At 61.2% G+C, this 17,572-nt stretch carries 14 protein-coding genes and 1 pseudogene; 11 read left to right on the forward strand and 4 right to left on the reverse strand.

What is annotated here, in order from left to right:
- The first annotated feature begins 48 nt into the window (after positions 1-48).
- The 6 genes from AYR47_RS00620 to AYR47_RS00645 are packed head-to-tail and all read left to right on the forward strand — an operon-like array spanning position 49 to position 6,731.
- Positions 49-741, forward strand: coding sequence for an RDD family protein (locus AYR47_RS00620; RefSeq protein ID WP_033898513.1), 693 nt, complete (start codon positions 49-51; stop codon positions 739-741).
- The gene (locus AYR47_RS00625) at positions 738-1,718 is read left to right on the forward strand and encodes a stage II sporulation protein M (RefSeq protein ID WP_033898515.1); all 981 of its coding nucleotides are present in this window, start codon (positions 738-740) and stop codon (positions 1,716-1,718) included. The genes AYR47_RS00620 and AYR47_RS00625 overlap by 4 nt, the downstream gene beginning before the upstream one ends.
- Positions 1,705-3,234 carry a DUF4129 domain-containing protein gene (locus AYR47_RS00630; RefSeq protein ID WP_061433918.1) on the forward strand — a complete coding sequence of 510 codons (1,530 nt, stop codon included), beginning with the start codon at positions 1,705-1,707 and terminating at the stop codon, positions 3,232-3,234. Before AYR47_RS00625 ends, AYR47_RS00630 begins: the two co-directional genes overlap by 14 nt.
- Positions 3,231-4,400: a DUF4350 domain-containing protein gene (locus tag AYR47_RS00635; protein ID WP_033898519.1), complete on the forward strand. Its 1,170-nt coding sequence runs from the start codon at positions 3,231-3,233 to the stop codon at positions 4,398-4,400. Before AYR47_RS00630 ends, AYR47_RS00635 begins: the two co-directional genes overlap by 4 nt.
- Entirely contained in the window at positions 4,397-5,392 is a 996-nt protein-coding gene (locus tag AYR47_RS00640) for an AAA family ATPase (protein ID WP_061433919.1), read from the forward strand. The genes AYR47_RS00635 and AYR47_RS00640 overlap by 4 nt, the downstream gene beginning before the upstream one ends.
- Positions 5,393-5,399: 7 nt before the next feature.
- Entirely contained in the window at positions 5,400-6,731 is a 1,332-nt protein-coding gene (locus tag AYR47_RS00645; protein WP_061433921.1) for a DUF58 domain-containing protein, read from the forward strand.
- A gap of 24 nt (positions 6,732-6,755) precedes the next feature.
- On the opposite strand, the gene AYR47_RS00650 is transcribed toward AYR47_RS00645, so the two are convergent.
- Both AYR47_RS00650 and AYR47_RS00655 read right to left on the reverse strand, forming a co-directional pair.
- Positions 6,756-7,115 (reverse strand): PilZ domain-containing protein, encoded by a 360-nt coding sequence (locus tag AYR47_RS00650; RefSeq protein WP_033898648.1) that lies wholly within the window; start codon positions 7,113-7,115, stop codon positions 6,756-6,758.
- A 225-nt stretch (positions 7,116-7,340) separates the two neighbouring features.
- On the reverse strand, positions 7,341-7,715 hold the full coding sequence (locus AYR47_RS00655) for a hypothetical protein (RefSeq protein ID WP_025854787.1): 375 nt from the start codon (positions 7,713-7,715) through the stop codon (positions 7,341-7,343).
- Positions 7,716-7,888: 173 nt separating this feature from the next.
- Here AYR47_RS00655 and pyk point away from each other — a divergent pair, with 173 nt between their 5' ends.
- Positions 7,889-9,340: a pyruvate kinase gene (pyk, locus tag AYR47_RS00660; RefSeq protein ID WP_010208055.1), complete on the forward strand. Its 1,452-nt coding sequence runs from the start codon at positions 7,889-7,891 to the stop codon at positions 9,338-9,340.
- Positions 9,341-9,396: 56 nt separating this feature from the next.
- Here pyk and AYR47_RS00665 read toward each other — a convergent pair.
- Positions 9,397-10,147, reverse strand: a pseudogene (locus AYR47_RS00665) (enoyl-CoA hydratase-related protein).
- 30 nt (positions 10,148-10,177) lie between these two features.
- Positions 10,178-11,110 carry an iron-sulfur-binding ferredoxin reductase gene (locus tag AYR47_RS00670; RefSeq protein WP_061433923.1) on the reverse strand — a complete coding sequence of 311 codons (933 nt, stop codon included), beginning with the start codon at positions 11,108-11,110 and terminating at the stop codon, positions 10,178-10,180.
- Positions 11,111-11,326: 216 nt separating this feature from the next.
- Here AYR47_RS00670 and AYR47_RS00675 point away from each other — a divergent pair, with 216 nt between their 5' ends.
- From AYR47_RS00675 to AYR47_RS00690, 4 genes are all read left to right on the forward strand, one after another.
- Entirely contained in the window at positions 11,327-12,850 is a 1,524-nt protein-coding gene (locus AYR47_RS00675) for a fumarate hydratase (RefSeq protein ID WP_016971118.1), read from the forward strand.
- Between the two features lie 103 nt (positions 12,851-12,953).
- The gene (locus AYR47_RS00680) at positions 12,954-14,720 is read left to right on the forward strand and encodes an ATP-binding protein (protein WP_033898529.1); all 1,767 of its coding nucleotides are present in this window, start codon (positions 12,954-12,956) and stop codon (positions 14,718-14,720) included.
- A complete protein-coding gene (locus tag AYR47_RS00685) occupies positions 14,714-16,048 on the forward strand; it encodes a sigma-54-dependent transcriptional regulator (RefSeq protein WP_033898530.1) in 1,335 nt (444 codons plus the stop codon). The genes AYR47_RS00680 and AYR47_RS00685 overlap by 7 nt, the downstream gene beginning before the upstream one ends.
- A gap of 166 nt (positions 16,049-16,214) precedes the next feature.
- A complete protein-coding gene (locus tag AYR47_RS00690; protein ID WP_033898531.1) occupies positions 16,215-17,534 on the forward strand; it encodes an MFS transporter in 1,320 nt (439 codons plus the stop codon).
- Positions 17,535-17,572: the final 38 nt, after the last annotated feature.

The raw sequence follows: 17,572 nt of genomic DNA on the forward strand, positions 1-17,572 counted from the left end.
CTGCTAGCATCCGTGTCTCCCAGCCATTCTGCACTGCCAAGGATCGCGATGCCGTCAGCCCCATTGGACACCCGCTACCAGATCGAAACCCCGGAGGGCATCGACCTGCCGCTGCGCCCCGCTGGCCTGATGCCACGTGCGCTGGCCTTTGCCTTCGACCTGGGGTTGCGCGGGGTGGTGATGGGCGTTCTGCTGGTGCCATTGGCCTTGCTTGGCAATGTCGGCATCGGCCTGGGTTCGCTGCTGCTGTTCCTGATCAGTTGGTGGTACATGGTGCTGTTCGAGGTGCTCAACCAGGGTTGTTCGCCCGGCAAGCAAGTCATGGGTTTGCGGGTAGTCCACGATGACGGCACCCCGGTCGGCTGGTCCGCGTCACTGATCCGTAATCTGCTGCGGTTTGTCGACATGCTGCCCTTCGGTTACTTCCTGGGCGCGATCAGTTGCCTGCAGCATCCTCATTTCAAGCGCCTGGGCGACCTGGCCGCCGGTACACTGGTGATCTACCGGGAACAACCGCTGGTACGTCCAAAGATTCCTCAAGCTGCCGCCCTACGCCTGCCCTTCGCCCTGGAGCTGAGTGAACAACGGGCCATCCTTGGCTTCGCGGAACGCCAAGGTGAACTGTCCACCGAACGCGTTCACGAGTTGGCCTCAATTCTCGCCACCCCGTTGCAGGTATCCACGGCCCGCGCCGTGGAACAACTCAACGGCGTGGCCCGTGGCCTGTTGGGGCCAACATGAAGCAGAGTCTTTTCGAAAGCCGTCACCAGCCTCAATGGCAGGCGTTTGCCCAACACCTGCAACAGTTGGAACAAGGCAAGGTTAAAACCAGTGACATGGCCGATTTCCCCCATCAGTACCGACGCTTGTGCCAGCACCTGGCCCTGGCCCAGGAACGCGGCTATAGCAGCTATTTAGTAGACCCCTTGCAACAACTGGCCTTGCGCGGCCATCAACAACTCTACCGCCATCGCAGCCAATTGACGGCAAATGTGCTGAGTTTCGTACTTGCCGATTTTCCTCGGTTGGTGCGGGAACAGTGGCGTTTCGTGCTGGTAGCCAGCCTGCTGTTCTTTGGCAGCCTGGTGGGTATCGCGTTGCTGGTCTACCTGTTTCCCGACCTGATCTACAGCATCGTCAGTCCCCAGCAGGTTGCCGAGATGCAGGGCATGTATGACCCTGATGCCAGCCGCCTGGGCCGCACCGCTGAGCGTGCCTCGAGCGAAGACTGGATGATGTTCGGCTACTACGTGATGCACAACATCGGTATCGCGTTCCAGACCTTTGCTGCCGGATTACTGTTCGGGCTGGGCAGCGTGTTCTTCCTGATTTTCAACGGCCTGGTCATCGGTGCGGTCTCCGGGCATCTGACCGAAATCGGCTACGGGCAGACCTTCTGGTCATTCGTGATCGGGCATGGGGCCTTCGAGCTGACGGCCATCGCCCTCGCCGGTGCCGCGGGTTTGCAACTGGGCTGGGCGCTGATCGCTCCCGGGCAGTTGACCCGCGGCGAATCACTGCGGCTGGCGGCGCGCAAGAGCGTGCAAATGTTATGCGGCGTCATGCTCTTCCTGTTGATCGCAGCCTTCATTGAGGCGTACTGGTCATCCACCACCCTGATAGCGCCCTGGGTCAAGTACCTGGTTGGCGCGGCGCTGTGGCTGCTGGTAGTCGCTTACTTGAGCCTTGCCGGAAGGACTCGCCATGCGCCTCAGTGATGCCAGCGTGGCAATCCGCCCACGTACTGCCTGGGAGGCGATGGATCTTGGCGTATTGATGGCCCGTGAGCATCGCCTGCTGTTGATGGGCAGTTGGGCGTTGGTGACGCTGCCAGTGTTCGCCGTGCTCACGGCACTGCTGTGGAAGTACCCGTCCACCGCAATGTTCCTGTTCTGGTGGCTCAAGCCGGCCTTTGATCGCCTCCCCCTGTATATCTTGTCCAAGGCCCTGTTTGGCGAAACACCCAGCATCAAGCAGGCCGTTCGTCAGTGGCCGCGCCTGCTCAAGGGTCAACTGTTGGCCAGCCTGACCTGGCGCCGGTTCAGTCTGAGCCGCAGCTTTGCGATGCCGGTCAGCCAGCTCGAAGGCCTGGATGGGCCCGCACGCCAAAAACGACTGGGTGTACTGCAGCAACGTAATGCCGGGGCCGCACGCTGGTTGACCACCATTGGGGTGCACCTGGAGATCGGCTTGTGGTTCGGTTGCATGGCGCTCTTCTACCTATTCATTCCCCAAAACGTCGAGATGGATTGGGATTGGCAGCGCCTGGTACTGGCGACAAGCTCGGAAGGGTTATGGCTGGAACATTTGGGCAACGCCTTCTACGCCTTGATCCTGGTGTTTTGGGAACCCATCTATGTAGCCTGCGGTTTCAGCCTCTACCTCAACCGCCGCACCGTATTGGAGGCCTGGGATCTGGAGTTGGTCTTCCGCCGCCTCCGTCAACGTCTGAGCAATGTGGCGCCGCTGCTGTTGCTGATGATCGGGCTGACGCTGCTGCCATTCAGCGCGCCCGTCATGGCAGAAGCGTCCAGCCCCTCAAAACCACTGAGCACTCAGAGCGCAAGCCAATCTGTCCAGTCCCTACTGGACAAGCCTCCCTTCAAGAACCCGGAAACCGTCACGCGTTATCGCTTTGGCGAAGAAAATCCGTCGGTTAAAAGCAAAGCTCACAGCGACGGCAAGCTTCCGGACTGGCTGAAGGCGCTGTTGGATAATTTCAACAGCAATACTTTCAAGTCGATCGCGCTGGGCTTGGAGGTGCTGTTGTGGGGGCTTCTGATCGGCGCCCTGTTCCTGCTGGCGTGGCGTTATCGTGAGTGGTTGCGCACCTTTGTCAATCGGCGCAGGCCTCACACGATCAAGGTTGGCGGCCCCGTTCCCAAGCAACTGTTCGGCCTTGAACTGGACACGCAGACGTTGCCCGACGATGTGGCCAGTGCCGCCGAGCATTTGTGGGCCACCCATCCCAGGGAAGCCCTTGGCCTACTGTATCGAGGCCTGCTCAGTCGGCTGTTGCATGATTTCAATGTGCCGCTGAAAAGCGCTGATACCGAAGGCCAGGTCCTGGAGCGGGTTCAACGGTTGCAACAACCGCAGCTCCTGGCTTTCAGCGATGAGTTGACCCAACACTGGCAGAACCTTGCCTACGGTCATCACCTGCCTCCCCCCTCAGCCCAGCAAAAACTGTGCAGTGATTGGCGCACCCTGTTCAACCCGGGGAGCAACCAATGAACCGGCCGTTACTGTGGGTCGGGCTATTGTTGGCATGCGTGTTTGGAGCCGGTGCCTTCTATGCGTGGACCAAGGCAATTCCCTACGACGAGGTGGTGGATCGTGGCCCTTCTCCAGAAGCCTTGGCCAACCCCTACTTGGCAGCCGAACACTTTCTACGCCAACAAGGCGTGACCGTTGAGCACGCCAACAGCCTGGAGCGACTGACTACCCTACCGGGCAAGGGCAACAGCCTGTTGCTGCTCGGCGAGCGCAGCAACATGTCACCCCGCCAGGTAGAGCAACTGCTGAGCTGGGCCAAATCCGGCGGTCATCTGTTGCTTGTAGCCGAGGCGTTGTGGGATGAGGAAACCGGCAAAAGTGGCGACCTGCTGCTCGATCGCTTGCATATCCACCAAACCTTGAGTGACGAACCTGAGGAACCTGCGCCTTCCAGTAAAAAGCCCCTTAAAAACAAAAGCCAGGACCTCACCAAACTCTACGTCGACAATGAAACCGCCTCGGCGCACTTCAGTTTCGACACGGATTTCAATCTCACCGACCCTAGGCACCAGGCCCAATTTTCCGCCAACAGCTCAAGGTCGAGCCACCTGATGCAACTCGACCTCGGGGAAGGCAGCGTCACAGTGATCACCGACAGTGACTTGTGGAAAACCCCGAACATCGGCAAGCACGACAATGCCTGGCTACTGTGGTACCTGAATCAGGGCACGGCCGTGACCCTGTTGTTCAACAGTGACTTCGACGACCTGTTCACGTTACTGATGCGGTATTTTCCCCAGGCCCTGATCGCACTTATTTCGCTGATAGCCCTGGCACTGTGGCGGGCCGGTATGCGTCAAGGCCCGACTCGATCTCCAACCTCCAATGCTCGCCGCCAATTGCAGGAACACCTTAAAGCCAGCGCCGACTTCCTGCTGCGCCGCAGCGGCCAGGGCACGCTGCTGCATGCTTTGCAGCGCGATATCCTGCGCGCGGCCCGGCACCGTCACCCCGGTTTTGAACACCTCGACAGTGCAGCTCAGTGCCGGGTGCTTGAACACCTGACGCGCCAACCCCTTCATGTCATCAGCCAGGTCCTTGACCCACTCCCGCAGAAACGGCTTTCCAGTGCCGATTTCAGCCGGCAGGTCGCGTGCCTGCAAACCCTCAGGAATGCCCTATGAGCGAACTTCCAAGCGCCACTGCCCTGACCAGCGAAACCTTGCAACGTGCCAGCAGGCAAGCCCAGGACCTGCGTACGGAATTGCGCAAGGCGGTGATTGGCCAGGATCCGGTGATCGACGATGTCCTGACCGCGCTGATCGCCGGCGGCCATGTGCTGCTCGAAGGCGTGCCGGGGCTGGGGAAAACTCTGCTGGTGCGTGCCCTGGCACGTTGCTTTGAGGGGGATTTCGCGCGTATTCAATTCACCCCGGACCTGATGCCGAGCGATGTCACCGGCCACGCCGTGTATGACCTGCACACTGAACAGTTCAAGTTGCGCAAAGGGCCGGTGTTCACCCATTTGTTGCTGGCCGACGAAATCAACCGTGCCCCGGCCAAGACCCAGGCAGCCTTGCTCGAAGCCATGCAGGAGCGGCAAGTCACCCTCGAAGGCGAGGCGTTGCCCATCGGTCAACCGTTCATGGTGCTGGCGACCCAGAACCCTATTGAACAGGAAGGTACTTACCCGCTGCCGGAAGCGGAGCTGGATCGCTTCATGCTCAAGGTGCGCATGGATTACCCCGACGCGCAGCAAGAACTGGACATGGTGCGTGAAGTCACCCGCTCGTCTCGCGCCGACATGCTGGATGTACAACCCTTGCGTACGGTACTGCTGGCCGAAGATGTGCTGCGGCTTCAGCAGATAGCCAGTGAACTGGCACTCGACGAACAAGTGCTCGACTATGCCGTACGGCTGGCGCGCGCCACCCGTAGCTGGCCAGGGTTGGCCATCGGCGCTGGCCCACGCGCTTCCATCGACCTGGTACGTGGCGCACGTGCCCGTGCCCTGTTGCGCGGTGGTGAGTTCGTCACCCCGGACGATATCAAGGGTTGCGCGCTGGCAGTGCTGCGCCATCGGGTACGCATCGCGCCAGAGTTGGATATCGACGGGCTGGAGGTCGACCAGGTGCTCAAGCAAATGCTCGATCAGATCCCGGCGCCTCGGCAATGACTCGCCCATGAAACCGACCCGTCTGCTGTTGAACTGGCTTGGCGTATTGCTGGGCTTGGACATCCTGCTGGGGATTGTGGCAGCGTTGCAGTTCAAGGTGCCAGACACCTTGCACTCCATCGCGTGGGGCCTGCTACTGGCGCTGTTACTGCTCGCGCTGCTGGATGCGATGCGTCTGAGTAGCCGCCCTTCGCCCCGTGTGCAACGGCAAATGCCCGGAAGCCTGGCACTGGGCCGCTGGGGGGAAATACGCCTGGTTCTCGAGCATGACTTCCCGCAGACACTGAGCGTGCAGGTGTTCGATCATGTCCCTGACGGGCTGTCGGTGGAGCACATGCCCCAATCCATAGACCTGCGCCCCGGTGAACGCAGTGAGCTGGGTTATCGCCTTCGCCCTTTGAGGCGTGGTCATTTCAGTTTCAACCGCTGTGAAATTCTCCTGCCCAGCCCCATGGGCCTGTGGTCAGCACGGCGACTGATCGACGTGAGCGATACCACCCGCGTCTATCCGGACTTCGCCCGTCTCTACGGCGCCCAACTGCAGGGTGTGGATAACTGGCTGAGCCAACTGGGTGTACGCCAACGGCAGCGCCGCGGCTTGGGACTGGAGTTTCACCAGTTACGCGAGTTTCGCGAGGGTGACAGCCTGCGGCAAATGGACTGGAAAGCCACGGCCCGGCAACGCACACCCATCGCCCGTGAGTACCAGGATGAGCGTGACCAACAGATCGTGTTCATGCTCGATTGCGGCCGCCGCATGCGCAGCCAGGATGACGAACTGTCCCACTTTGACCATGCCCTGAATGCCTGCCTGCTGCTCAGCTACGTCGCGTTGCGCCAGGGGGATGCGGTTGGGCTGTGCACCTTCGCCGGTGACCAGCCACGCTACCTGGCGCCGGTCAAAGGCAGTAGCCAGTTGAACCGGTTGCTCAACGCGGTATACGACCTTGATACCACTCGCCGGGCTGCCGATTATCAGGCTGCAGCAAGCCAACTGCTGGCTCGACAGAAACGGCGCGCTTTGGTGATCGTGATATCCAACCTGCGGGATGAGGATGATGAAACACTGCTGACGGCCGTCAATCGCATCAGCCGCCATCACAGGGTGCTGGTGGCCAGTTTGCGCGAGGAAGCCCTTGATCAACTGCGCCAAGCCCCCGTACAAACCCTGCCCGAAGCCTTGGCCTACAGCGGCACCATCGACTACCTGAATACCCGCAACGAACTGCACGACCGGCTCTGCGCCCAGGGCCTGTCCCTACTGGACACTTTACCGTCTGAACTGGGACCGGCCTTGGTCACACGTTACCTGGGGTGGAAGAAAGCCGGCGTGCTCTGATAAGGGCGCGCCAACGTTATTCATCTACGCCGAAGCCTGCAACGGATCAAAGCTGAAGTAATTCAACAAGACGTTGATCAACTGCCCATATTCTTCGGGTGCGTGGAGCACCCTGAACCCGGAATCGTAGTGTTGCGGGTTGATGTCCTCATGACTCCACAGACAGGTCACCGTGAGATCGATGGGGTGGAAAGTGTCGTCAGCGCCTGGAATCTTCAAGCGCAGTTCGAAGTCCACGTCGACCATCATGGGCAATTGGCTGATTAACATCAGCCCGTCTTCCGAGACATTGCCCAAAAACCCGATGGGCTTGTCGGTGAGACGATTAAACACTTGCAGGAAATAAGGAAGCTGATGCCGCTCGATCCGTCGGTCGGTAAACATGGTGAGATCGCCATCCAGTGGCCATAACTGCGGCCGTGCCAGTGATTCGGAACGGGCGACGTCGCCCACTCTCCCTGGATCTGGGGGCGACAACAGGCAATTGCCTGCCGCTAGACAGCCACCCAGTCCGGGCCCAACATCCGTTTGCAAAGAAACTTATACAAACGAACATTCAAAGAATAGCCCAAGACTGGCGACGGGCCAGTTATTGAATGACGAATATCATCACAAGGACGCCGGACGCGGTTGCGCGACGCTTGCACCGGGGTAATGCCCCAGTTGTTGCAGGGTGTCGAGCCTCGCGCGGGCACGGTAGGCGTACTCACTCGACGGGTATTGATTGATGATGAATTGATAAGTCTGTACCGCGTCGACGAACAGTTTCTGCCGTTCCAGGCACTGGCCGCGCAACATCGAGACTTCCGGCTGTACATAACGTCGGGTGCGACTTTCACGGTCGACCTGGGACAATTCCAGGGTAACGCGCTCGCAGTCACCGACCTTGTAGGCGCGGTAGGCATTGTTCAGGTGATGGTCCATCGACCAGCGGGTGCAGCCGACAACACTGACGGCCAGGGCAGCAATGAGCAAAATTCGCATGAGGGTTCTCCTGTCTTGTGCAGTGTATCGACCCCCCGTCGAAAATCTTCAGGGATGTTCGTATTCCGCCACAACGAAAACAAGTCAATCGTCGATAAGTAGTGCAAACGAACAATGACTACAACGAAAGAGCATAGTAGCCTTCCTCAGCGCTTGAACTCAGGAGTCTGTGCATGTCCGTCCGTCGTACCAAAATCGTCGCCACCCTTGGCCCGGCCAGCAACTCGCCGGAAGTCCTCGAACAGCTGATTCTGGCTGGTTTGGACGTTGCCCGTCTGAACTTCTCCCACGGCACCCCGGACGAGCACAAGGCTCGCGCCAAGCTGGTGCGTGACCTGGCCGCCAAGCACGGCCGCTTCGTCGCACTGCTGGGTGACCTGCAAGGCCCGAAAATCCGTATCGCCAAATTCGCCAACAAGCGGATCGAGCTGAAGATCGGTGATCAATTCACCTTCTCCACCAGCCACCCGTTGACCGAAGGCAACCAGCAAGTCGTGGGTATCGACTACCCGGACCTGGTCAAGGACTGCGGCGTCGGCGACGAGCTGTTGCTGGACGATGGCCGTGTGGTCATGCGCGTCGAAACCGCGACCCCGACTGAACTGCACTGCGTCGTGCTGATCGGTGGTCCGCTGTCCGACCACAAAGGCATCAACCGTCGTGGCGGTGGCTTGACCGCACCGGCCCTGACCGAAAAAGACAAGGCCGACATCAAGCTCGCCGCCGAAATGGAAGTGGACTACCTCGCCGTGTCCTTCCCGCGCGACGCCGCCGACATGGAATACGCTCGTAAACTGCGCGACGAAGCCGGTGGTACTGCCTGGCTGGTGGCGAAGATCGAACGCGCCGAAGCCGTGGCCGATGACGAAACCCTCGACGGCCTGATCAAGGCTTCCGACGCGGTGATGGTTGCCCGTGGCGACCTGGGCGTGGAAATCGGTGACGCCGAGCTGATCGGTATCCAAAAGAAGATCATCCTGCACGCACGCCGTCACAACAAAGCGGTGATCGTGGCGACCCAGATGATGGAGTCGATGATCCAGAACCCGATGCCGACCCGCGCCGAAGTGTCCGACGTGGCCAACGCCGTGCTCGACTACACCGACGCCGTGATGCTCTCAGCCGAAAGCGCCGCTGGCCCGTACCCGCTGGAAGCCGTGCAAGCCATGGCACGTATCTGCCTCGGCGCTGAAAAGCACCCGACCAGCAAGACCTCCAGCCACCGCATCGGCAAAGAGTTCGAAAGCTGCGACCAGAGCATCGCCCTGGCGGCCATGTACACCGCGAACCACTTCCCGGGCGTGAAGGCGATCATCGCGCTGACCGAAAGTGGCTACACGCCGTTGATCATGTCGCGCATCCGTTCCTCGGTGCCGATCTACGCGTTCACCCCGCACCGCGAAGCCCAGGCGCGCACCGCGCTGTTCCGTGGTGTGTACACCGTTCCGTTCGATCCGGCTTCGCTGGCACCGAACGAAGTCAGCCAGAAAGCTATCGACGAGCTGGTCAAGCGTGGCGTCGTAGAGAAAGGCGACTGGGTCATCCTGACCAAGGGCGACAGCTACCACACCACCGGTGGCACCAATGGCATGAAGATCCTGCACGTGGGCGACCCACAGGTCTGAGTGACACGCTGAAAAACAAAAGCCCCGCCCTGTGAATGGCGGGGCTTTTTGCTTTCTCAGGACCGGTTGATAAACCCCGACAACGCCGCAATCGCTTCCGGCGACTTCAACCGCTGGACAAACAAAGCGCCCTCTTCCTCAATCACCTGGCGCAATTGCTCACGGTCAACGCTCTTCATCAATTGCTTGGTCACCTGCACAGCCCCCGGCGCCAAGGTCTCAAAGCGCTGGGCCATTTCCCGCGCCTTGGCCAACGCCGCCTCCCCGCTGCCCAGCGCCTCGGTAGCAATCCCCCAGGCTGCCGCCTGCTCGCCGGTAAAGCCTTCGCCCAGCAGCAATAATTCCGCAGCCTTCGCGTGCCCCAACAACCTCGGCAGGATCAGACTTGAACCAAACTCCGGGCACAGCCCCAGGTTGACGAATGGCATGCGCAGCCGCGCATCACGGCTGATGTAAACCAGGTCACAATGCAGCAGCAGGGTCGTGCCAATGCCCACCGCAGCGCCCGCCACGGCGGCAATCACCGGTTTTCGGCAGTTGAGCAGGCTTTTCATGAAGTAAAACGGTGGGCTGTCGAGATCACTGGGCGGCTGTTCAAGAAAATCGCCAATGTCGTTGCCGGCGGTGAAACAGTCACTGCTGCCCTGGATCAGCACGCAGCGGATGGCCTCATCCGCATCGGGCCTGCTCCAGGGCCTCGGCCAGTTGCGTGTACATGGCGCGGGTCAGGGCGTTTTTCTTGTCGGGGCGATTGAGCTGCAAGGTCAGCAACCCGCGCTCGCGGTGTTGCAGGATGGCATCGGTCATGGCGAATCTCGCGGCTGTAGAATTCAGCGCTCAACCACGGGGCAGGAACACATCGGCCAGCAGTTGATTGCGCGGCAGGCCCGCCAGGAACAGACGCTTGGAAAACGCCTCGACACTGGCCGGGTGCCCGCAGAGTAAAGCCAGAGTTTGCCGCGAAACAAGCCGCAGTTGCGCCAATGCCTGAGTCGCCTGCGCCGCCGTCCACAATTCCACCGTCACGTTGGGATGCTGTGCCGCCAGCTGCGCTAGGGGTTCAGCCAGGTAATGCCCCTGCGCATCATGGGCCAGGTGAATCACGCGAATGTCGCCCTGATGATCCTGGCGCAAGGCCTCACGCAACACCCCCCAAAGAGGGCCAAGGCCGGTGCCGGATGCCAGCAGCCACAACGGCCGGCTTTGCCAGTCAGGATCGTATTGCAGCGCACCACCGCGCAATTCGCCCAGACGCAGACGGTCGCCCAGCTGCAACTGGCGAGCAAGATCACTGAACTCGCCAGGCAGACGGCAATCGAGGTGAAATTCCAGGAATGGGTCTTCCTGAGGCAAGCTCGCCAGGGAATAGGGCCGTGCCACTTGTCCCGCCCACAACACCAGATGCTGCCCGGCCCGATAGCGCAAGCCACGCTCGGGTTGCAGACGCAAGCGCAGCACGCTCGGGCTCAACCAATCCACACCCAGCACCTGGGCCGGCAACCCGTCACGCGTCGGGTCAAAGGTTTCAACGCGCAGGTCCCCGCTGACCTGGCACTGGCAAGCCAAGCGCCAGCCGTCCTGGCGTTGCGCAGGGCTCAAGGCCTCGGGTTGTTTGTCCTCGACCTCCCCCAGGCATCGCACCAGGCACGCATGGCAACTGCCGGCGCGGCAACTGTAGGGCACGGCCACACCGGCCTGGTTCAAGGCATCCAGCAGGTTGCTGCCGTAAGATACCGACCAATGGCGTTCGCCGACGTAGAGTTCAGGCATATAAGGGCTCAATCACAAGGGGCGCGCACAGGGAATCATGCCTGCGACAGTTTGACCATAGTCGGGTGTATCGGCCACCGAGCCGGGTTATACTGCCGCGCCTTTTTAGCGTCGCGCCTGCACCATTTTGGCGTGCCTTGGAAAGGTGAGCTCAGCCGACCGATGCAACACTGAGCCCACCTTTATTGAATGTTCCCTTATAGAGGAGCGCGACTCATGACCGTGATCAAGCAAGACGACCTGATTCAGAGCGTTGCCGACGCCCTGCAATTCATTTCCTACTACCACCCCGTTGATTTCATCCAGGCCATGCACGAAGCCTACCTGCGCGAAGAATCGCCAGCGGCCCGTGACTCCATCGCCCAGATCCTGATCAACTCGCGCATGTGCGCCACCGGCCATCGCCCGATCTGCCAGGACACCGGTATCGTTACCGTGTTCGTGCGCGTGGGCATGGACGTGCGTTGGGATGGCGCCACCATGGGCCTGGACGACATGATCAACGAAGGCGTGCGTCGCGCCTACAACCTGCCGGAAAACGTCCTGCGTGCTTCTATCCTGGCCGACCCTGCAGGCGCGCGCAAAAACACCAAGGACAACACCCCGGCGGTCATCCACTACTCCATCGTCCCGGGCAACACCGTGGAAGTGGACGTGGCGGCCAAGGGCGGCGGTTCCGAGAACAAGTCGAAAATGGCCATGCTCAACCCGTCCGACTCGATCGTTGACTGGGTATTGAAGACCGTTCCGACCATGGGCGCCGGCTGGTGCCCACCGGGCATGCTCGGCATCGGCATCGGCGGCACCGCCGAGAAAGCCGCGGTAATGGCCAAGGAAGTGTTGATGGAATCCATCGACATCCACGAGCTGAAAAAGCGCGGCCCGCAGAACCGTATCGAAGAGATGCGCCTGGAGCTGTTCGAGAAGGTCAACCAACTGGGCATCGGCGCCCAGGGTCTGGGTGGCCTGACCACCGTGCTCGACGTGAAGATCATGGACTACCCGACCCACGCCGCATCCTTACCGGTGTGCATGATCCCCAACTGCGCCGCCACCCGTCACGCGCACTTCGTGCTCGACGGTTCGGGCCCGGCATCGCTGGAAGCCCCACCGCTGGACGCCTACCCGGAAATCGTCTGGGAAGCCGGCCCATCGGCCCGTCGCGTCAACCTCGACACCCTGACCCCGGAAGAAGTGCAGAGCTGGCAGCCGGGCGAAACCGTATTGCTCAACGGCAAGATGCTCACCGGTCGCGACGCCGCGCACAAGCGCATGGTCGAGATGCTGAACAAGGGCGAAACCCTGCCGGTTGATCTGAAAGGTCGCTTCATCTACTACGTCGGCCCGGTTGATCCGGTGCGCGAAGAAGTGGTTGGCCCAGCCGGCCCGACCACCGCGACGCGGATGGACAAGTTCACCCGTCAGATCCTCGAGCAAACCGGCCTGCTGGGCATGATCGGCAAATCCGAGCGCGGCCCGACTGCGATCGAAGCGATCAAGGACCACAAGGCCGTGTACCTGATGGCCGTGGGCGGCGCCGCCTACCTGGTGGCGCAAGCCATCAAGAAGTCGCGCGTGGTGGCCTTCGCCGAGCTGGGTATGGAAGCGATCTACGAGTTCGACGTGAAGGACATGCCGGTCACCGTTGCTGTCGACAGCAAAGGCGAATCCGTGCACATCACCGGTCCTGCCATCTGGCAGAAAAAGATCAGTGAAAGCCTGGCGGTAGAAGTGCAGTAAGCGCTTCCCCTGCAAACATAAAGGCGACTGTGGCCATGGCCCAGTCGCCTTTTTTATGGCTCATGGTATGGTGCACTCCCTTACCGTGCCTGCCCCTCACCGTATGATCGTGATCCCTCGCCCCCTGCGCCTGACCTTCTATTCCCTGCTGATAATCGCCGGCGCGCTACTGGCCGCAGCCTGGGCCACGCGCCATGCCGAACGCCAGGCGCTGGTGGACGACGCCGCCCGTGCCAATCAGCAGCTCGCGCTGTACGCAAACTCGCTGCATACCCTGATCGAACGCTACCGCGCCCTGCCTGCGGTGCTGGCGCTGGACTCGGAGATGATCAATGCCTTGAAGGGCCCGCTGGATACCGCGACCCAGGACCTGCTCAACCGCAAACTGGAGCGCATCAACGGCGCGGCGCAGTCGTCCACCTTGGAATTGATGGACCGCACCGGCCTGGCCGTGGCCGCCAGCAACTGGAACCTGCCGAGCAGTTATGTGGGGCACAACTACGCGTTTCGCCCCTACTTCAGCCAGACCTTGAGCCAGGGCACCGGGCGCTTCTATGCGGTGGGCGTAACGACCGGCATCCCCGGTTACTTCCTCTCCAGCGCGGTGGTCGACGAACACGAACAGTTCCTCGGTGCGATGGTTGTGAAACTGGAGTTCCCCGAACTTGAGCGCGAATGGGCCCAGGGCAATGACCTGCTGCTAGTCAGCGATGCGCGTGGCATCGTGTTCATCGCCAATCAACCCGGCTGGCGTTACCGCAACCTGCGACCGTTGACGGCCAGCGACCTGGCCGAGCTCAAGGCCACTCGCCAGTACGACAAAAAACAACTGCAGGCACTCGAAACCAGCACTCTGCAACGCTTCGACGAAAACAGCCATTTGATGCGCGTCAACGGTCCGGATGGCAGTGCCAATTACATCTGGGAATCCCTGCCGCTGAAGGCCGAAGGCTGGACCCTGCACCTGCTGCGCAAGCCGCAGGTCGCCTTTGAAGATCAGCGCAACGCCGGGTTGGCCGCCGCCGGTTCCTGGCTGGCGCTGGTGTTCCTGGTGCTGTTCCTGACCCAACGTTGGCGCCTGGCCCGCTTGCGCCAGCGCAGTCGCGAAGAGCTTGAGCAACTGGTGGAAGAACGCACCCAGGCGCTACGCACGGCCCAGGATGGCCTGGTGCAATCTGCCAAACTGGCGGCGCTGGGACAGATGTCCGCCGCCCTCGCCCACGAAATCAATCAGCCACTCACCGCCCAACGCATGCAATTGGCCACTTTGCGCCTGCTTCTGGATCACGGCCGTGTCGATGATGCTTACAAAGCACTCACGCCACTGGACGACATGCTCACGCGCATGGCCGCCCTCACCGGCCACCTCAAGACCTTCGCGCGCAAAAGCCCGAGCGGCCTGCGTGAACGCCTGGACCTGGCCACCGTGGTCGACCAGTCGCTGCACCTGCTCGATGCGCGCCTGCGCGATGAATCCATCGGCGTGGTGCTGGACCTGACCCGCCCCGCCTGGGTGCGCGGCGATGCGATCCGCCTGGAACAGGTTCTGATCAACTTGCTGCGCAACGCCCTCGATGCCATGGCCGACAAGCCGCGTAAACGCCTGGAAATCCGCCTGCATGCCGACCAACAGCTGTGGCGACTGACCGTCAGCGACAGCGGCGGCGGGATTGCCGACGAGCACCTGAACAGTGTGTTCGACCCGTTCTTCACCACCAAGCCTGTGGGCGATGGCCTCGGCTTGGGGCTGGCGGTGTCCTACGCTATCGTGCACGAATTGGGTGGGCGCCTGATCGCCGGCAATCGTGGCGACGGCGCGGTGTTCACCCTGACGCTGCCTATCGCGCTGGAGACGCCCGACCTATGTTGAACGCGGTGATTGTGGTCGATGACGAAGCAAGCATCCGCACGGCCGTCGAGCAATGGCTGAGCCTCTCGGGGTTCGAGGTGCAGCTATTCAGCCGCGCCGAGGAATGCCTGGCGCAATTGCCCAAGGATTTCCCCGGTGTGATCCTCAGCGATGTGCGCATGCCCGGACTCAGCGGCCTCGAACTGCTGGCCGAAGTGCAACGTCGCGATGCCGATTTACCGGTCATCCTGCTCACCGGCCACGGCGATGTGCCGATGGCGGTTGAGGCCATGCGCGACGGTGCCTACGACTTTTTGGAGAAACCCTTCAGCCCCGACGCCCTGCTCAACAGCCTGCGCCGAGCCTTGGACAAACGCGGGCTGATCCTGGAAAACCGACGCCTGCACCAACAGGCCGATCATCGGGCGCAGTTGGAAACGACCCTGCTGGGTGTGTCGCGAGGTTTGCAAACCTTGCGCCGCCAGGTGCTGGACCTGGCCAGCCTGCCGGTCAACGTACTGATCCGTGGCGAGACCGGCAGCGGCAAGGAAATGGTCGCCCGTTGCCTGCATGATTTTGGCCCTCGGTCGAAGAAACCCTTTGTCGCGCTCAACTGCGCCGCCATCCCCGAGCAGTTGTTTGAAGCCGAGCTGTTCGGCCACGAAAGCGGCGCGTTTACCGGCGCCCAGGGCAAGCGCATCGGCAAACTGGAATATGCCCACGGTGGCACGCTGTTCCTCGACGAAATCGAAAGCATGCCACTGGCCCAACAGGTGAAACTGCTGCGTGTGTTGCAGGAACAGAAACTGGAGCGACTGGGCTCCAACCAAAGTATCCACGTCGACCTGCGCATCATCGCCGCGACCAAGCCGGACCTTCTGGAAGAGGCCCGCGCCGGGCGCTTTCGCGAAGACCTGGCCTATCGCTTGAACGTCGCACAATTGCGCCTGCCACCCTTGCGTGAACGCCGCGAAGATATCCCGTTGCTGTTCGACCACTTTGCACAGAGTGCCGCCGAGCGCCTGGGCCGCAACGTCGAGCCCCTGAGCGGCGCGCAACTGGGGCGCCTGCTCAGCCACGACTGGCCGGGCAATGTGCGCGAACTGGCCAACGTCGCCGAACGCCAGGTACTCGGCCTTGGCGAGCCGGAACCGGAAGGCATCGAGGCCGGGCAATCCCTGGCCGCTCAGCAGGAGGCCTTCGAAGCCCACTGCCTGAAAGCCGCGCTGACCCGGCACAAGGGTGATATCAAGGCCGTGCTGGCCGAGCTGCAACTGCCACGCCGTACCTTCAATGAAAAGATGCAGCGCCACGGGCTCGCCCGCGACATGTTCCTGAAGGACGAATGAGCGGATTTCCGCTCATCACCTGAAAATCATCAGCGGCTTTCCGCTCAATAAAAACCTGCAACCCTTCTATTCCGGGCCTTCATCCATCTGGCACAGCTCCTGCTATAGCTCGAGTCAGGCTGCGCACGCGCCGCTCCATAAAAACAACTAGATGAAGGATCCTTCAATGGATAACTCCAACGCCCTGCCTCTGGGGTCGGCGGCCGCGCCGACGAAAGAGCGCACTACCTCCAGCCGCATCAAATCGATTTTCAGTGGTTCCGTCGGCAACATGGTCGAGTGGTACGACTGGTACGTCTACGCCGCGTTCTCGCTGTACTTCGCCAAAGCCTTCTTCCCGAAAGGCGACACCACCGCCCAACTGCTCAACACCGCCGCAATCTTCGCCGTGGGCTTCCTGATGCGCCCGATCGGTGGCTGGCTGATGGGCCTGTATGCCGACAAGGTCGGGCGTAAAAAGGCCTTGATGGCCTCGGTCTACCTGATGTGCTTCGGCTCGCTGCTGATTGCCCTGAGCCCAGGCTATGAAATGATTGGTATCGGTGCGCCGATCCTGCTGGTGTTCGCCCGTTTGCTGCAGGGGCTGTCGGTCGGCGGCGAATACGGCACCTCCGCCACTTACCTCAGCGAGATGGCGACCAAGGAACGCCGTGGTTTCTACTCCAGCTTCCAGTACGTAACCCTGATCTCCGGCCAGCTCATCGCCCTGGCCGTGCTGATCGTGCTGCAACAACTGCTGACCACCGAGCAACTGTACGCGTGGGGCTGGCGTATCCCGTTCGCCATCGGCGCACTGTGCGCAGTCGTCGCGCTGTACCTGCGTCGTGGCATGGAAGAAACCGAATCGTTCACCAAGAAGGAAAAAGCCAAGGAAAGCGCAATGCGCACCTTGATGCGCCATCCCAAGGAGCTACTGACCGTGGTCGGCCTGACCATGGGCGGCACCCTGGCGTTCTACACCTACACCACCTACATGCAGAAATACCTGGTGAACACGGTCGGCATGAGCATTTCCGACTCCACCACCATCTCGGCGGCGACGCTATTCCTGTTCATGTGCCTGCAACCCATCGTCGGCGGGCTGTCGGACAAAGTCGGCCGTCGGCCGATCCTGATCGCCTTCGGCATCCTTGGCACGCTGTTCACCGTGCCGATCCTCACCACCCTGCACACCATCCAGAGCTGGTGGGGCGCGTTCTTCCTGATCATGGCGGCGCTGATCATCGTCAGCGGCTACACCTCGATCAACGCCGTGGTGAAGGCCGAGCTGTTCCCTACCGAAATCCGCGCCCTCGGCGTAGGCCTGCCGTACGCCCTGACCGTCTCGATCTTCGGCGGCACCGCTGAATACATCGCGCTGTGGTTCAAGAGCATCGGCATGGAAACCGGTTACTACTGGTATGTGACCGCGTGTATCGCGGTGTCGCTGGTGGTCTATGTGACCATGAAGGACACGCGCAAGCACTCGCGCATTACCACGGACTGACGTTTCACCTGCAATGCAAAAGGGGCTGTGTCAGCAGA

The sequence above is a fragment of the Pseudomonas azotoformans genome (assembly GCF_001579805.1).
GTDB lineage: Bacteria > Pseudomonadota > Gammaproteobacteria > Pseudomonadales > Pseudomonadaceae > Aquipseudomonas > Aquipseudomonas azotoformans_A.